The 15,291-nt window shown below is 69.0% G+C and carries 11 protein-coding genes; 1 reads left to right on the top strand and 10 read right to left on the bottom strand.

The genetic code is table 11. The annotated features are described in order from the left end of the window. The first annotated feature begins 340 nt into the window (after positions 1 to 340). Positions 341 to 2,461 carry a DEAD/DEAH box helicase gene (locus DIZ26_RS27240; RefSeq protein ID WP_112246545.1) on the top strand — a complete coding sequence of 707 codons (2,121 nt, stop codon included), beginning with the start codon at positions 341 to 343 and terminating at the stop codon, positions 2,459 to 2,461. A gap of 67 nt (positions 2,462 to 2,528) precedes the next feature. Here the strand turns inward: DIZ26_RS27240 and DIZ26_RS27235 are convergent, their stop codons facing one another. Genes DIZ26_RS27235 through DIZ26_RS27190 form a run of 10 tightly spaced genes read right to left on the bottom strand, consistent with a single transcriptional unit; the run spans position 2,529 to position 15,154 of the window. Next, on the bottom strand, positions 2,529 to 3,329 hold the full coding sequence (locus DIZ26_RS27235) for a hypothetical protein (protein WP_112246543.1): 801 nt from the start codon (positions 3,327 to 3,329) through the stop codon (positions 2,529 to 2,531). Then, on the bottom strand, positions 3,326 to 3,838 hold the full coding sequence (locus tag DIZ26_RS27230; protein ID WP_112246541.1) for a SigE family RNA polymerase sigma factor: 513 nt from the start codon (positions 3,836 to 3,838) through the stop codon (positions 3,326 to 3,328). The genes DIZ26_RS27235 and DIZ26_RS27230 overlap by 4 nt, the downstream gene beginning before the upstream one ends. A gap of 53 nt (positions 3,839 to 3,891) precedes the next feature. Further along, positions 3,892 to 4,506, bottom strand: coding sequence for a rhomboid family intramembrane serine protease (locus DIZ26_RS27225; RefSeq protein WP_112246539.1), 615 nt, complete (start codon positions 4,504 to 4,506; stop codon positions 3,892 to 3,894). 44 nt (positions 4,507 to 4,550) lie between these two features. Next, positions 4,551 to 5,495, bottom strand: a complete 945-nt coding sequence (locus DIZ26_RS27220) for a phosphotransferase family protein (protein WP_112246537.1) — start codon at positions 5,493 to 5,495, stop codon at positions 4,551 to 4,553. Between the two features lie 41 nt (positions 5,496 to 5,536). Further along, entirely contained in the window at positions 5,537 to 6,295 is a 759-nt protein-coding gene (locus DIZ26_RS38650; protein WP_112246535.1) for a sirohydrochlorin chelatase, read from the bottom strand. After that, positions 6,292 to 7,416 carry a uroporphyrinogen-III synthase gene (locus DIZ26_RS27210; protein ID WP_198676328.1) on the bottom strand — a complete coding sequence of 375 codons (1,125 nt, stop codon included), beginning with the start codon at positions 7,414 to 7,416 and terminating at the stop codon, positions 6,292 to 6,294. Before DIZ26_RS27210 ends, DIZ26_RS38650 begins: the two co-directional genes overlap by 4 nt. Next, complete coding sequence (gene nirD / locus DIZ26_RS27205) at positions 7,409 to 7,747, bottom strand: nitrite reductase small subunit NirD (RefSeq protein ID WP_112246533.1); 339 nt, start codon at positions 7,745 to 7,747, stop codon at positions 7,409 to 7,411. Before nirD ends, DIZ26_RS27210 begins: the two co-directional genes overlap by 8 nt. Then, positions 7,744 to 11,658, bottom strand: a complete 3,915-nt coding sequence (gene nirB / locus DIZ26_RS27200; protein WP_112246531.1) for a nitrite reductase large subunit NirB — start codon at positions 11,656 to 11,658, stop codon at positions 7,744 to 7,746. The genes nirD and nirB overlap by 4 nt, the downstream gene beginning before the upstream one ends. Then, positions 11,655 to 13,778: a molybdopterin oxidoreductase family protein gene (locus DIZ26_RS27195; protein WP_112246529.1), complete on the bottom strand. Its 2,124-nt coding sequence runs from the start codon at positions 13,776 to 13,778 to the stop codon at positions 11,655 to 11,657. Before DIZ26_RS27195 ends, nirB begins: the two co-directional genes overlap by 4 nt. Continuing rightward, positions 13,775 to 15,154 (bottom strand): MFS transporter, encoded by a 1,380-nt coding sequence (locus DIZ26_RS27190; RefSeq protein ID WP_112246527.1) that lies wholly within the window; start codon positions 15,152 to 15,154, stop codon positions 13,775 to 13,777. The genes DIZ26_RS27195 and DIZ26_RS27190 overlap by 4 nt, the downstream gene beginning before the upstream one ends. Between the last annotated feature and the right edge of the window lie 137 nt (positions 15,155 to 15,291).

The raw sequence follows: 15,291 nt of genomic DNA, 5'->3' as shown, positions 1-15,291 counted from the left end.
GGGTCGAAGGCACGCCCGATCACGAGTACTGCGTGGGCTGGTGACGCGCTAGTATTGGCGCAGCACCAAGCGTTGGCAACATCCCCCTGGCGACGTCGGCCGTCCAGCGGTGGCTTGTTCGTGGTTGGCCGGCGCTGACGGCCAACAGCCTGTGGCCGTCGGTTCGAGACGCTGACCGCCTCGGTTTCCGGCTCGTTGATTGCTCGCAGAAGCGGTGGGGCTCAGCTGCGTTGCCGAGAGGCCAGTACTGCGGCCCTTCCAGCGGCGGGTTCTCGCGTGTGGCGCGCGGTGCTGCCGTTCCGCCATGGCGAACGTGTCATGGCCCTGCAGAGGAGATTCTTTGGCCCGTCAAGGCCAGCGCCAGTCCGGCGCTACCGGTACTGCATCCCGACGTCGGCGTCGCGGCCGTAGTACCGACTCCGACGGCCTCATCCCGGTCCTGGCCAAAGCCGTCCGGGAGGTCGAGGCCGCGGTCGAGCGTGGAAACGTGCGCCCCTCGATCCGCACGAAGTTCCAGGTGGTCGCTCTGCTGGTGCGCGAGGAGCGCGCCCGGGTGAACGCCGACACGACGTCCGGCGACGCCTACCGCGACGAGCAGCTCCGGCGCCTGGACGGCGTCGCGACGATCCTCGCGAAATCGGCCGCCCGCGACACCTCGCTGCTCGTGCTGCTCGCCGAGGACGCGGTGATGTCCCCCGCGGCCGTGGCACTCAAGCGCGAGATGCAGATCGCCGCCGGCGAAGAGCCGCCCGCCGAGGAGCCCGCTCCCGCCGAGCCGACGGAGACCGCCGCACCCGTACGCCGGGTCGTCCCGCAGTCGGTCGTCCAGCGGCAGCTCGCCAACCCCTTCCTCGCTCCCGACTTCTCGGCTCCCCCGCCGCCGAAGCCGAAGGCGCGCCGGCTGGCCGGGTGGGAGCTGATCACCCCGCTGCTCAAGTCCTTCGAGTACGCCGCCGCCTCGGCGAGCAAGGCGCTGCCCGAGCCCGGCTTCGTGCGACTCAGTCCCGGTCTCGAACTGATGCGGCACCAGGGGCAACTGGTCGCCGCGGCCGCCGCTGGTCATCGGACCTTCCTGCTGGCCGACGAGCCGGGTCTGGGCAAGACGGCCCAGGCGCTGCTGGCTGCCCATGCCGCTGACGCGTATCCGCTGCTGGTCGTCGTACCGAACGTCGTCAAGACCAACTGGGCCCGCGAAGCGGCCATCTGGACGCCGCAGAAGAAGGCCACCGTGATCCACGGCGACGGCGACACCATCGACGGTTTCGCCGACATCGTCGTCGTCAACTACGAGGTGCTCGACCGGCACGTCGGCTGGCTCGGCGACCTCGGCTTCCGCGGCATGGTCGTCGACGAAGCGCACTTCATCAAGAACAAGAAGTCGCAGCGCTCGCGGAACGTGCTCCAGCTGTCCGAGCGGATCCGCAGCCGGACCGCGCGGCCGCTGCTGATGGCGCTCACCGGAACGCCGCTGATCAACGACATCGAGGACTTCACCGCGATCTGGCAGTTCCTCGGCTGGATCGACGAGAAGGGCCCCGGCGGCATCCTGATGGAGGAGCTCGAAGAGACCGGCCTGACGCCGGCCGATCCCGGCTTCTACGCGGCCGCCCGGGCCTGCGTGATCAACCAGGGGATCGTCCGGCGACGCAAGGTCGACGTGGCCGCCGACATCCCGGCCCGCCGCATCGCCGATCTGCCCGTCGAACTGGACGGCGCGGTCGGCCACTCCATCAGGCAGGCCGAGCGCGAACTGGCCGACCGCCTCGTCGCTCGGTACGAGACGGCGCTGGCCACCCGCAACTCCGGCGCCGTGGTCGACGGCATCGACCACGATCTCGTCCGCCAGGTCGCGGGCTGGGAACGGGCCGACAAGGACGCGGCGAAGACCGGCGAGAACGTGTTCAGCCTGCTGAACCGGATCGGCAACGCGAAGGCCGGCCTGGCCGCCGACTACGCCGCCCAGCTCGCGCACAACGTCGGCAAGGTCGTCTTCTTCGCCCGCCACATCGAGGTGATGGACGTCGCCGAACGCATCTTCACCGAACGCGGCATCCGCTACGCCTCGATCCGCGGCGACCAGACGTCCCGCAAACGCCAGCAGAACATCGACGCCTTCGTCAACGACCCCGACGTCTCGATCGTCGTCTGCTCGTTGCTGACAGCCGGCGTCGGCCTCAACCTGCAGGTCGCGTCCAACGTCGTACTGGCCGAGCTCTCCTGGACCAACGCCGAGCAGACCCAGGCGATCGACCGCGTCCACCGCATCGGCCAGGAAGAACCGGTCACCGCCTGGCGCATCATCGCCGCCCAAACCATCGACACCCGCATCGCCGACCTCATCGACGCCAAGGCCGGCCTGGCCGCCCGAGCCCTCGACGGCTCGGACGAAGAGGTGGCGTCATCGGCCGACTTCCAACTAGAAGCCCTGGCAGCCCTCCTGACCAACGCTCTGACCAAGTAACTGGTACGCCGCCCGCCTTCGCCTTCGCCGGAAAGAAGTTTGCAAATGGCGACGAGAAGTTTCCAGCTCAGCTCTCGGTCGGGAGCGGTGGTTGGACCTTGGGTTCTGGGATCTTCAGTTGGGGGTCCGTGGCGAGGTGGTCGAGGGTGGGGACTGGGATGCTCCACTTCTTCAGGGCGTCGGTGAGGGAGGTGGCCGGGACGCGTTCCTGGACGGTGACCTCTCGGTCGCCTGGGCGTTGGTGGTTGACGGTGCGGACCCAGATGCCGTCGGCTGTGGCGCGGATCTGGCGGAGGAGGATGCTGCCGTCGGGATTGATCACGTACGAGCACTTCGTGGGACCGCCCAGGCGCCGGCAACTGTTGCGGAGTTCGGCTTCGGTCGGCTTCTGGCTCGGCGGTGAGACGAAGACACCCACCCAGAACTCGTGCTTGTTCGAGCCGGCTGTGTAGAGCGCCTGCCAGTCCGTCGCGTTGGCGGCCTGGTCGGGCGGCAGCGCCACGTCGTGGTTCCAGTCGCTGGGGTAGATCTGGTCGAGGGTGAGCGACGTCTTCGGCAACGCGGCTCGAACTCGCGCCTGGATCAGGGCGGCCACCGGATTGTGGACCTGCCGGTTCGGGTCGTCCTGGGTACCCGGCGCGGACGCGCTTGGCGCGGCGGCGACCGGCGCTTCGGCCGGCGGCTGGGCGGCATAGATGCCAAAGGCAACGGCCGCCGCGGTCACGCCGCCCATGGCCGCGACGGCGGTCTGACGAAGATGCCGGCGCCTTCGGCCGGCGGTGAGGATGGTGTCGACGGTGAGGGCCATCGGAGGTTCTGGTTCGAGATAGCTGCCAAGTGCTTCCCGTACTGCGCGGTCTTCGGTCATGTCAGCGGCCTTTCGAGGTCTGTGGGCGTCCCGAGGACGGCCCGCAAGGTCTGCAGGGCGCGAGCAGAGTGGCTTTTCACGGTGCCTTCGGCGATGCCGAGCAGCTCGGCCACCTCCGCCACCGACAGGTCGTCGACGAACCGGAGGGCGACGATGGCGCGTTGCCGGTCGGACAGGCCGGCCATTGCCTGGGCCAGGTCGATCCGGTCGCCCACCTCGTGGTCGGTGTCGTGCTGCCCGGGTCGTTCCGGGACGTCCTCGGTCACCTGCTCGCGAGAGGACTTCTTCCGCCGGGACAGGAAGAGATTGGTGAGGATGCGCCGCGCGTACGCATCCGCCGTCTCCCGCCTGACCCGCGGCCAGTGCTGGTAGAGCCGGACGAAGGTGGTCTGCACCAGGTCTTCCGCGAGTTGCCAGTCGCCGCACATCAAGTACGCCGTACGCCGCAACCCGGCAGCCCTGGCGACGAAGAAGTCGACGTAGTCGCCTTCCCATCCAGGCTTACCCATCAGTCCCCCTCCTCCGGTCCTACCTTCATCTACTCACCGGAGGCCTCGCAGGGTTACAACCGATCGGAAAGATCCGGCCCATTTTTCGATGGGAGCAGTAGGAAGCCCAGCGCGAACCCCAGCAGGCAAGGCAGTCCGTGGTTGTCGCGGAGGGCGGTGTCGAGCACGGCCAACACCGGTACGGCGTACGCGGTGATCCGGAGTCGCAGCGGCAGCACTACGCGGTACCGGCGCCGGGCCACGATCGCGACTGCGGCCAGCGCACCGATGAGCCCGACGGTGCACATCGAGTTCCCCGCACCGACCGGCTTGAGCCACAGGTAACTCATCAACTGGCCGAACAACCCACACCCGAAGTACAGCACCAGCCACCGCCAACGCCCGAACACCCGCTCCGCGAGAACGCCGAACACCGCCAGCCACACCAGGTTCGACACCAGCCCCCACCCCCACGTGTCCTGGAAGAACATGCCCGTGACCAGCCGGTACCACTGCCCGTCGTCGATCCGCCCCGCGTCCCGCGCCACCTGCTCGTACAACGGCCGATGCACCAACTGAGCGACCCCACAAACCAGCGTCACCCCGAACACCACAGCAGTCAGCAACGGTCGCCGCGGACCGCTCCCGAGCGACGCGAACGGATTCTCAGCAGAAGCATGAACAGACACAACAGAAACCTAAACACCCAAAAGGCCGAACAACGCCACGCCGGTTATCCGAGCCGCCGAAGCGCTGTCTCGACAGCGACCTCGATCCGCGCGGTCATGCCGGGCACATCGACGGGACGGCGCCCAGCGACCTGACCACGGATCCACTTCGACGCGCTGTCGTCATAGTGCAGCAGCGCATAGAGGTCCCACCACGGATCGAGAGTCACCCCGGCGATCGACTCATAGAGCGACCGAAGCTGCTCTGCCCACTCGGGCGAATAGAGCGCCGTCAGGTATCGCCGGCAGTGTCCGACGTCAATCGCGCGCGACCCCCGATGGATGGAGTTCCAGTCGGTCAGCCCAGTAATTCGCCCGCGCGACCACAGCAGGTTGACCGGCAGGAGATCGCAGTGCAGGAAGACGGCAGTGTCCTTGGGCGGCGGCGCCGTCATGACACCGAACGCCGCCTTCCATACAGCCGGCTTCTGTGCGTCGACCGGCAGCTGAAACCCGTCCAGCGGAGCGATCCAGGAATCCGTCCAAGGTCTGAACGTCTTCGCGGGGAGATCGAGGGAATGCACCAGAACAGCAAGCTCCGCGATCCTCGTCAGCCACGACCGAGGTTCCGCCGGATTGAGGTCAACATGCCCCGGCAACCGTGTCATCAGCAACGACGGCGCACCACCCGTCGAGGCACCAGCAACATCAGCAGCCAGAATGCTCGGAACCGGCAGCCCACTTCCCACGACCACACCGAGGTTGGCGATCTCCTGCTTCAAGGGCTCCTGCAGGCCGAGCCCGCCCGGATACTGCCGCAGTACGACGAACGTTCGCACCCCACGTCGCTCGACAGTCACCCGATGCACGGCTGAGCAGACGCCGCCGGTCATTCGGCGATAGCCAACGATGCGACTGCCCCGACCCATCGACGCCGCGACCCAGGCGAGAGTCTCCACCGAGGGCCGACGCTGCCTGAACCCGCCGTCCCTCCAGTCGTCGTCGGTCATGAGCGCGAGCCTATTTGTCAGGGGCTTGCAACGACACGGGTTTAATCTGCCAAACGCAGTGAGCCGTTAGGCGATCCAGTGTGCGCTCTGAGGGCGGTGTCGTAGTGGGTCAGGGCCAGGGCGGCCAGGCGGGGGTCGGGGCCGAGGGGGGTGGTGACGGGGTGGTTTCGGCAGAGGCGGCGGATGTGGTCGGCGAAGGCGCCGGGGGCGAGCAGGTAGGTGGCTACGGCGGTGCGGGTGGGGGTGCGGGCGAGGACCGAGGCGAGTCGTTCGCCGGCGCCGGAGACGTAGCCGACCTCGACGGGGCGGTCGATGCGCTCGGCGAGAAGGGCGGCGGTGGCCGAGCAGTCGAGCAGGGCTCGGTGGTTCGAGGAACCGGCCGCCGCGAGTACGACGTGGTCGATCGCGCTGAGGTCTCCGAGGCGGTCGGCGAGGATGTCGGCCAGGACCGGGTGTGGCCCCAGGGCGGCTGCGGCGGTCACCTGCGAGTGGCGTGCGGCCTGGCCGAGGATGTCCACGGCGACGTGGTAGCCGCTGCTGAGCAGGAGCGGTACGACGACCGCCTGGTTGCTGTCAGCAACGACTCGGTCGACCAGCCCAGGGAGAGCCGGTTCGTCGACGTCGACGAAGCCCAGCGAGATCGGGATCTCCGGCCGCTGCCGGGCCATCTCGCGAACCAGGGCGTGCACGGTGCGGATGCCGCGCGGGTCGGCCGTACCGTGTGCGGCCGCGATCAGATCCGGAGCGGCGTCCCAGGCACCAGCCGGTCCACCGCCGAAGCGAGTCGGTTGCAAGCTCATGTCGTCATCCCCACTGGTTCGACGGCCAGGCGATAGCCGCGGCGTACTACGGTTCGCACCAACTCAGGCCGGCCGACCGCAGTACGGAGTCTGTTGACGGTCACCTCGACGGCGTGGACGTCCTCCGCACCCGGCAGCACCGCCAGCAGGTCCGGTCTCGACACCACATCTCCACCAGCCGCAACCAGAGCAGCCAGTACTGCGCGCGGCCCCGGTCCCAGCGGCAGCACTTCGCCGTCCAGGACCGCTGCGCCGCCGCGGATCACCAACTGCCCGAAGGCCGTCTCGATCGAGCGCGCGTTGTCATCGGTCAGCCGATCGGTCACGATCCGGATCAGCGCGCCGAGCCGGTACCGATCCGGCACCAACGGTTCCAGCCCCAACGCCTGGAACGGCGCAGCGGTTACCGGCCCGACACAGGCATTGAGCACGCGCCCGGTCCGAAGCGCCGTCACCAACGCGTCGTACTGCCCCGCGAGGACGGCAGCATCCAGCAACGCCTGTGCACCAGGTGCCGACGTGTGGACGACGGCGTCCACCGCGCCGGCGCAGATCTGCCCGATCACCCGCTCGACCGCGGCTGGATCGGGCGCCGGTCCCCAGCGATAGACCTCCAGCCCGCGCACCGAGGCGCCCGCGGACCGCAACGCATCCATCAACGCCGGATCCGACAGACCGTGCAGCTGTACGACGATCTTGCGCCCCGAAACCCCCTGGTCCCGCAGCCATTCGACGACCTCGGCCGTCGTCTCCGACCGAGCGGACCAGTGCTCCACCAGCCCGGCCGCGCGGATCGCTCCACGCGCCTTTGGCCCACGCGCAAGCAGCCGCGACTGCTCCAGGGTGCTGAGCAGATCCGCCGCCAACCCAGCTGTGTCCGCTGCCTCGACCCAGCCGCGGAATCCGACCGCGGTCGTGACGACGACGTCGTCCGGCGGGTTCGCGATCACCCGCCGGGTCGCCTCGATCAGGGTCTGGTCGTCCGGTGCCGGCACGATCTGCAGGGTCGGCGCGTGCAGCACCTTCGCGCCCCGGCGTTCGAACGAGGCGATCAGGTCGTCGGCCCGGCGATGAGCGGTCACCGCCAGCGTGCAACCGCTCAGCGGGCCCGGCCTATTCATCACCGGCACTCACCAGGACCTGTCCGTCGACGACCTGTACCTCGTAGGCCGGGATCGCCACGTCCGGGTCGTCCAGGCACTGCCCGGAACGCAGGTCGTACACCTGCTTGAACATCGGCGACGCCACGGTCGGTACGTCGCCGCGGCTGCCCACGATGCCGCGGGACATCACGTTGGCGCCGCTGACCGGGTCGTGGTTGTCCAGCGCGTACACCGCGCCGTCGTGGGTCCGGAACAGCGCGATCTGCCGCTGTCCGATCAGCGCGGCGACACCTCGTTCGGGCAGCAACACGTCATAGGAGCAGACCGCCACGGCGGTGAGGGTGTTCATCGGCGTACCTCCAGTCGGGGGCCGGCCAGCAGGACCGGCTCCATCTGTCCGCGTTCTGCCGGGGTGGCCGGCCGCGGCTGGTTGCGTTCGACCACGTAGCGCAGGTCGGCGTCGGGCTGATCCGGGGCGTTCACGAACGAGACGAACCGGGCCAGCTTCTCCGGGTCCTGCAAGGTCGCCTGCCATTCGTCGACGTAGGAGTCGATGTGGCTGGCCATCGCTGCGTCGAGGTCGGCCGCGATGCCGAGGCTGTCGTTCAGCACGACGTCGCGGACGTGGTCCAGGCCGCCCTCGATCTCGTTCACCCAGACGGCGGTCCGCTGCAGCCGGTCGCCGGTGCGGATGTAGTACATCAGGAACCGGTCGATTGCCTGCAGCAACTGTTCGTCGGACAGGTCCGATGCGAGCAGCTGCGCGTGCCGCGGCGTCATCCCGCCGTTGCCGCCGACGTACAGGTTCCAGCCGTTCTCGGTGGCGATCACGCCGACGTCCTTGCCGCGCGCCTCCGCACACTCCCGGGCACAGCCCGAGACGCCCAGCTTGAGCTTGTGCGGCGACCGCAACCCGCGGTACCGCAGCTCCAGCGCGATCGCCATCCCGACGGAGTCCTGGACGCCGTACCGGCACCAGGTGGAACCGACGCAGGACTTCACGGTTCGCAGCGATTTGCCGTAAGCATGCCCCGATTCGAAGCCGGCGTCGACCAATCGCTTCCAGATCGCAGGCAGCTGCTCGATCCGGGCTCCGAACAGGTCGACCCGCTGGCCGCCGGTGATCTTCGTGTACAGCCCGAAGTCCCGGGCCACCTCGCCGATCGCGATCAGGCCCTCCGGCGTCACCTCGCCGCCGGGGATCCGTGGGACGACGGAGTACGTGCCGTCCTTCTGGATGTTCGCCATCACGTGGTCGTTGGTGTCCTGCAGAGTCGCGCGCTCACCGTCCAGCACGTGCCCGGCCGGGTCGAGGCTGGACAGGATGGAGGCCACCACCGGCTTGCAGATGTCGCAACCGCGACCGGTGCCGTGCCGCTCGACGATCTCGCTGAAGGTCCGCAGCCCGGTCACCCGGACGACGTCGAACAGCTCCGCGCGGGACAACGCGAAGTGCTCGCAGAGGGCCTTGCTGACCTCGACACCGGCCGCGGCCAGTTCGGAGTTCAGCAGGTTCTTCACGATCGGCAGGCAGGAACCGCAGCTGGTACCGGCTTTGGTCTTGCCACACAGCGATTTGAGGTCCCCGCAACCCTCGTCGCGAACCGCGCACCGGATCGTGCCGGCCGAGACGTTGTTGCAGGAGCAGACCGGAGCGTCGTCCGGCAGCTCCATTTGCACCGGCTGCGAGCCCTCCGGCAACAGGTACGACGCTGGGTCGGCTCCCAGTTGCCGGCCGACCATCGGGCGCAGCCCGGAGTACGCCGATGCGTCGCCCACCAGGATCCCGCCGAGCAGCGTCCGCGCGTCGTCGGACAGCACCAGCTTCTTGTAGACACCCGCGACCGGGTCGGCGTACACGATGTCGAGCGCGCCCTCGGTTGCACCGAAAGCGTCGCCGAAGCTGGCGACATCGACACCGAGCAGCTTCAACTTGGTGGACGAATCGGCGCCCGGGAAGGTCGCCGCGCCGCCGAGCAACTGGTCCGCGACGATCTCGGCCATCGCGTAGCCAGGCGCGACCAGGCCCCAGACCCGACCCTCGATGCAGGCCACTTCGCCGATCGCCCAGACGCCCGGCACCGAAGTACGGCAGGTGTCGTCGACCACGACGCCGCCGCGTTCGCCGATCTCCAGGCCGCTGGCGCGACCGAGTTCGTCGCGCGGCCGGACCCCGGTGGCGAAGACCACCACGTCGGCCGGCAGATCGGGGCCGTCGGCAACGGCCATCGCCTTGGCAGCGCCCTGCGACGTCGTCTTCACCCGGGTCGTCTGGGTCGAGGTCAGCACCTCGATGTCGAGATCGCGGATCAGCCGCGCCAGCGCACTGCCGCCGCCTTCGTCCACCTGCAACGCCATCAGCCTCGGTGCGAACTCGACCACCTTGGTCTTCGCACCCAGCGCCCGCAGCGCACCCGCCGCCTCGAGGCCTAGCAGACCACCACCGACGACGACTCCGTTGACGTCCTTGCCCTCGGCCCGAAGCCGTTCGACGTACACGCGCAGAGCCGCGACGTCGTCGACTGTGCGGTAGACGAAGCAGCCGTTCACGTCGCTGTTCTTGATCGGCGGCACGAAGGCGTACGAGCCGGTGGCGAGCACCAGTTCGTCGTACCCGATCACCTCGTCGCGCGAGGTCCGGACCGTCTTGGCCTCGACGTCCATCGCGGTCACGGTGACGCCCTTGCGCAACGTGACGGCCGGGTCGTCCCAGAGCTCGGGGTCGCCGAGGGAGAGGTCCTGCGGGTCACGACCGGAGAAGTAGCTGGTCAGCGCCACCCGGTCGTACGGCATCCGCGGCTCTTCGGCGAGCACGGTGATCCGCCAGTTCACCGCGGTGTCCCGGGAGCGCAACGCCTCCACCAGCCGGTGCGCGACCATGCCGCCACCAACGATCACCAAGTGCCGGGCCTTGTTCAGCTCTGTCATGGTTGCCCTCCTGGTCGGGACGGGTTCGCTCTCGCCGCGCCGGAGCCGGTCGAGAAGGTTGCCGACAGCCCCCGTACAGCTGCCGCACCCGGTGGTCGCTCTGGTCTTCGCCGCGATGCCGGCCACACTGTCGGCACCCGCCTGCCAGGCCGCCTCGATGGCAGCCCGCGTCACGCCGTTGCACCGGCAGACGGTCAGTTGTCGCTTCTTCGGTGTCTCGGGGGCCGCGAACAACAGATCGGCAGCGACCTGCGTACGCCGATCCGCCAGCAGCACCAACTCGGCCGCCACCTCCGGCGCCCCGACCACCACCGCGGACCGCACCACGCCGTCGTGGATCACCGCCCGTACGAATCGCTTGTCGTCGTCCAGCTGAACGACCTCTCCACCCGAGGCTTCAACCCCGAGCACCAGCACGTCCAGCCCCCCGGCGGTCAGCCGGATGACCTCATCGCCCGGTCCCGACTCGACCTCTTCGGCAGCCAGGTGGCGCGCAAGAATCTCCGCCTGGTCCCAGGCGCCGGCCACGGTTCCGGTCGTCCGCCCTTCGTACTCCGCGCAGTCGCCGATCGCGTGCACGTCAGGGTCGACCGGAGTGGTGAACGTGTGATCAACGATGATCCCGCCGGTCGTCCCGATCGGAAGCCCCGCCGCCGCAGCCACCGCCGCCCGCGGTTCGACCCCGCAGGCAGCGATCAGCAACTCGCCGAAGACAACCTCACCGCCGGTCAGCTGAGCGGACCGGAACCGCCCATCCCGTACGTCGGTGCTCGCGATGGTCGTGTTCAGCAGCACCTCGACGCCGAGCTGGCGAACGGCCCTGGTGATCCGCCGGCCGGCCGTTGCCCGGATCGTCTTGCCCAGCAGGGATTCACCGTCGTGGATCAAGGTGACCGCAACCCCACGCTCGCGCAAGGCGCAGGCCGTCTCCACGCCGAGTACGCCGCCGCCGAGGACCACCGCCCGGCGTACGTGCTCGGCCGCCTGCACGATCGCGATCGCGTCCTCGGCGGTCCGCAACGTGCGGAATCCCTTGACCGCCGGTGGCTCGACCGGCTCGGCACCCGTCGCGAACACGAGCCGGTCGTACGGAATCCGCCGGCCACCTTCGGCGAGCACGACCTTGGCTGCGCGATCGACCGCCACGGCCGTGGTCGGATTCGCCTTGGAAACAACGGGTTCCGCCGCGCGACCCGCGACGTACTCGGTGAGGCGGCCGCGGTTGTAGAAGCCTTCGTCGCCGAGCAGTTGTACGTCGTACCGGCCGTCGAGGAGCTGGGCGAGCCGGGTGCCCGCCATCCCCGCGCCGATGATCACCACGCGTTCGGTCATGCCGGAATCCCCTTTGCGGACAGGGATGCGGCGGCCAGTTCGACCGCGCAGGCCTTGAACTCGGGCATCTTCGAGACCGGGTCCAGCGCATCGTTGGTCAGCTCGTTCACGCTGCCCTCGCCACCGAAGTGGAACGGCACGAACACCGTGTCAGGCCGTACGTCGGTCGTCACGCGCGCCGGGAGCACCATCGATCCCCGCGCCGTCGTCAGCCGCACCGGCCGCCCGTCCGAGACTCCCAGCTGGGCGGCGATCCGCGGGTGGATCTCGGCGAACACCTCGGGCTCGGCCTCGGCCAGTTCGACGACCCGGCGAGTCTGCGCACCACTCTGGTAGTGCTGCAGCAGACGTCCGGTCACCAGGTAGAACGGCGCTTCGCCACGGAGGTCGTCCGCCACCGGACGATGGTCGACCGCGATCACGCGCGCCCGGCCGTCCGGCGTACCGAAGCTGTCGGCGAACAGTCGTGGCGTGCCTGGGTGACTCTCGTCCGGGCAGGGCCAGAACAGCGCCTCGTCGGCGTCCAGCCTCGCCCAGCTGATCCCGGCGTAGTCCGCGATGCCGCCCGCGCTGGCGAGGCGAAGCTCCTCGTAGATCTCGGCAGGATCCGTGGAGAACGGGGTCGACGGGCGGAGCCGCTCGGCCAGTCCTGCGAAGATGGCGAGGTCGCTGCGCACCTCGCCTGGCGGCGTCACGGCCGCCCGGCGTCGCAGTACGCGTCCTTCCAGCGAGGTCATCGTGCCGTCCTCCTCGGCCCATTGGGTGACCGGGAAGACCACATCGGCGATCAGGGCGGTCTCCGACGGAACGACGTCCGCGACGACGAGAAGGTCCAGTGCGGCGAGGTGCTCTCGCACTGAGGCGAGCCGCGGCGCGGAGACCAGTAGGTTGCTGCCGTGGACCAGGAGTGCGCGCGGGCCTTCCGGCGTACCGAGGGCGTTGATCAGCTCGACAGCACTCCGGCCCGGGCCCGGCAGGTCGTCCGGGTTCACTCCCCACACACCGGCCACGTGGGCGCGTGCTGCGGGGTCCGCGATGCTGCGGTAGCCCGGTAGCTGGTCTGCCTTCTGCCCGTGCTCCCGGCCGCCTTGGCCGTTCCCCTGACCGGTGATGCAGCCGTAGCCGCTTCCGAGTCGCCCAGGCAGGCCCAGTGCGAGAGCCAGGTTGATGCAGGCGGTGACGGTGTCTGTGCCCTTGCTGTGCTGCTCTGCTCCACGTCCGGTGAGGATGAAGGCTCCAGCACCACCGTGTACTGGCGCAGCTGCGGCGAGGAGCCGTGCTGCCTGCCGGATGGTGACAGCCGGTACGCCGGTCACGCGCTCGGCGCGCTCCGGCCACCAGCCGGCCGTGGACCGGAACAGGCCGTCAGGGTCGTCAGTCCGCTCTTGCAGGTACGCAGTATCAGCCAGTCCCTCCTGCAGCACCACGTGCGTCAGGGAGAGCACCAGGGCCAGGTCAGTACCGGGCGTTGGCTGCAGGTGTACGCCGGCTCCTTCGTCCACGAGTCCCGCTGTCGCAGTACGGCGTGGGTCGACAACCAGGAGGCCACCAGCCGCCCGGGCGCTGTCCAGATGCGCGACGGCGGGCGGCATCGTCTCGGCGATGTTGCTGCCGACCAGCAGGATCGCCCCGGCGGTCCGGAGGTCCGTCAGCGGAAAAGGGAGACCCCGGTCGATGCCGAAGGCGCGGTTCGTCGCAGCAGCAGCGGACGACATACAGAAGCGGCCGTTGTAGTCGACATTCGACGTGCGCAGCGTCACCCGGGCGAACTTGCCGAGCGCGTACGCCTTCTCGTTCGTGAGACCACCACCACCGAACACGGCCACCGAGTCATCGCCGTACGCCGTCTGCAGCGAGCGGATGCGGTCGGCAACGAAGTCGAGTGCCTCGTCCCAGCTCGTCTCCACCAGATCGCCGGCGGCGTTGCGGACCAGCGGCTTCGTGAGCCGGTCCGGCACCGTCAGCACCTCGGGCGCGGTCCAGCCCTTGCGGCACAGGCCACCCCGGTTCGTCGGGAACTCGCGAGGTTGCACGGCCACTGCACCCGGCCTCTCGACCGGGTGCAGAGTCGTCGCGCACTGCAGAGCGCAGTACGGGCAGTGAGTGTCTACAGCGGTCACACGCGCTCCTGGCTGAGCGGGCCACCCCGACGCAGGTAGCAGAAGTACGTGAGGGCGAGGCAGACGACGTAGAAGCCGCAGAAGCTGTACAGGGCCGGTACCAGCGAGCCGTAGTGCCCGGTGGACATCGCGAAGCCGCGCGGTACGAAGAAGCCGCCGTACGCGCCGATGGCCGAGGCGATCCCGATACAGGCCGCCGCCTCCCGCCGGGCCCGGACCGGCTCCGGCTTACCGTCCAGATCGAGCGTGGTCTGCCGGAACACCGCCGGGATCATCCGGTACGTCGAGCCGTTGCCTGCGCCGCTGGCCACGAACAGCACCAGGAAGCTGAGCAGGAACCAGGTGAAGCTGCCGGAGTGCAGTGCGGCGATCGCGGACAGGATGCCGATGCCCATCACCACGAAGGCCGCCACGGTCACTTTGGCACCACCGATCCGGTCGGCCAGCTTGCCGCCGAACGGCCGCGAGACCGAGCCGACCAGCGCGCCGAGGAAGGCGATGTGGGCCACCGTGATGTGCGGGAACGTCGTCTTGATCAGCAGCGGGAAGGCCGCCGAGAAGCCGATGAACGAGCCGAAGGTACCGATGTAGAGGAAGGAGATCACCCAGGTGTGCGGCCGCTTCGCCGCCGCGATCGAGGCGCGGAACGACGAGGTCGCGGCGGACAGGTTGTCCATCACCCGCCAGGCCAGGACGGCGGCCAGCAGGATCAGCGGCAGCCACATCAGGCCAGCGCGGTTCAGCGTCAGTCCGGCACCGGCGACGATCACGATCGGCACGAACAACTGGACGACGGCGACGCCGAGGTTGCCGCCGGCCGCGTTCAGCCCGAGCGCGAAGCCCTTGTCCCGCTCGGGGAAGAAGAACGAGATGTTCGTCATACTGCTGGCGAAGTTGCCGCCGCCGACGCCCGCGGTGGCCGCGACCAGCGCCATCAGCCAGAACGGGGTGTCCGGGCGGCTGACGAAGAACGCCAGGCCGGAGGTCGGGATCAGTAGCAGCAGCGCGGACACGATCGTCCAGTTGCGGCCGCCGAACTTCGGTACGGCGAACGTGTAGGGCAGCCGCAGCGTGGCGCCGACCAGGCTCGGCAGCGCGACCAGCCAGAACATCTGGTCGGTGCTGTAGGCGAAGCCCGCGGCCGGCAGCGACACCACCACGATGCTCCACAGCTGCCACACCGAGAAGCCCAGGAACTCGGCGAAGATCGACGGCCACAGGTTGCGCCGGGCCACCTTGCGGCCCTTCTCGGCCCAGAAACCGGCGTCCTCGGGGTCCCAGACGTCGATCCAGCGGCCCCGGCGGGGTGCTTCGACCGTGCCTACCGCTCCGGTCCGCTCCAGCGGAGCCACCCCAGGTCGTGCCTCGAGCGTCATCGTTCGTCTCCGATCATTCGACCTGTCCGATTAGCTCAAGAAGCTATGACCGGGGTGTTTCCGAGCGGTCATCTCGTTGTTACGCCGCCGAAACGGCTCCCGCACACTGCTCGCGGGCCGGTGAGAGAAGTCGGCGC

It is taken from the genome of Kribbella monticola (genome assembly GCF_003261635.1).
Lineage (GTDB): Bacteria > Actinomycetota > Actinomycetes > Propionibacteriales > Kribbellaceae > Kribbella > Kribbella monticola.
Note: the sequence above shows the minus strand (reverse complement) of the source record. Positions and strands in the feature narration are given on the sequence as shown.

What these genes read in the sequence shown, in the direction of transcription:
- DIZ26_RS27235 (WP_112246543.1), bottom strand. Translation starts at nt 3,329, where the DNA reads ATGACCGAAGACCGCGCAGTACGGGAAGCACTTGGCAGCTATCTCGAA.
- DIZ26_RS27230 (WP_112246541.1), bottom strand. Translation starts at nt 3,838, where the DNA reads ATGGGTAAGCCTGGATGGGAAGGCGACTACGTCGACTTCTTCGTCGCC.
- DIZ26_RS27220 (WP_112246537.1), bottom strand. Translation starts at nt 5,495, where the DNA reads ATGACCGACGACGACTGGAGGGACGGCGGGTTCAGGCAGCGTCGGCCC.
- DIZ26_RS38650 (WP_112246535.1), bottom strand. Translation starts at nt 6,295, where the DNA reads ATGAGCTTGCAACCGACTCGCTTCGGCGGTGGACCGGCTGGTGCCTGG.
- DIZ26_RS27210 (WP_198676328.1), bottom strand. Translation starts at nt 7,416, where the DNA reads ATGAATAGGCCGGGCCCGCTGAGCGGTTGCACGCTGGCGGTGACCGCT.
- nirD (WP_112246533.1), bottom strand. Translation starts at nt 7,747, where the DNA reads ATGAACACCCTCACCGCCGTGGCGGTCTGCTCCTATGACGTGTTGCTG.
- nirB (WP_112246531.1), bottom strand. Translation starts at nt 11,658, where the DNA reads ATGACCGAACGCGTGGTGATCATCGGCGCGGGGATGGCGGGCACCCGG.
- DIZ26_RS27190 (WP_112246527.1), bottom strand. Translation starts at nt 15,154, where the DNA reads ATGACGCTCGAGGCACGACCTGGGGTGGCTCCGCTGGAGCGGACCGGA.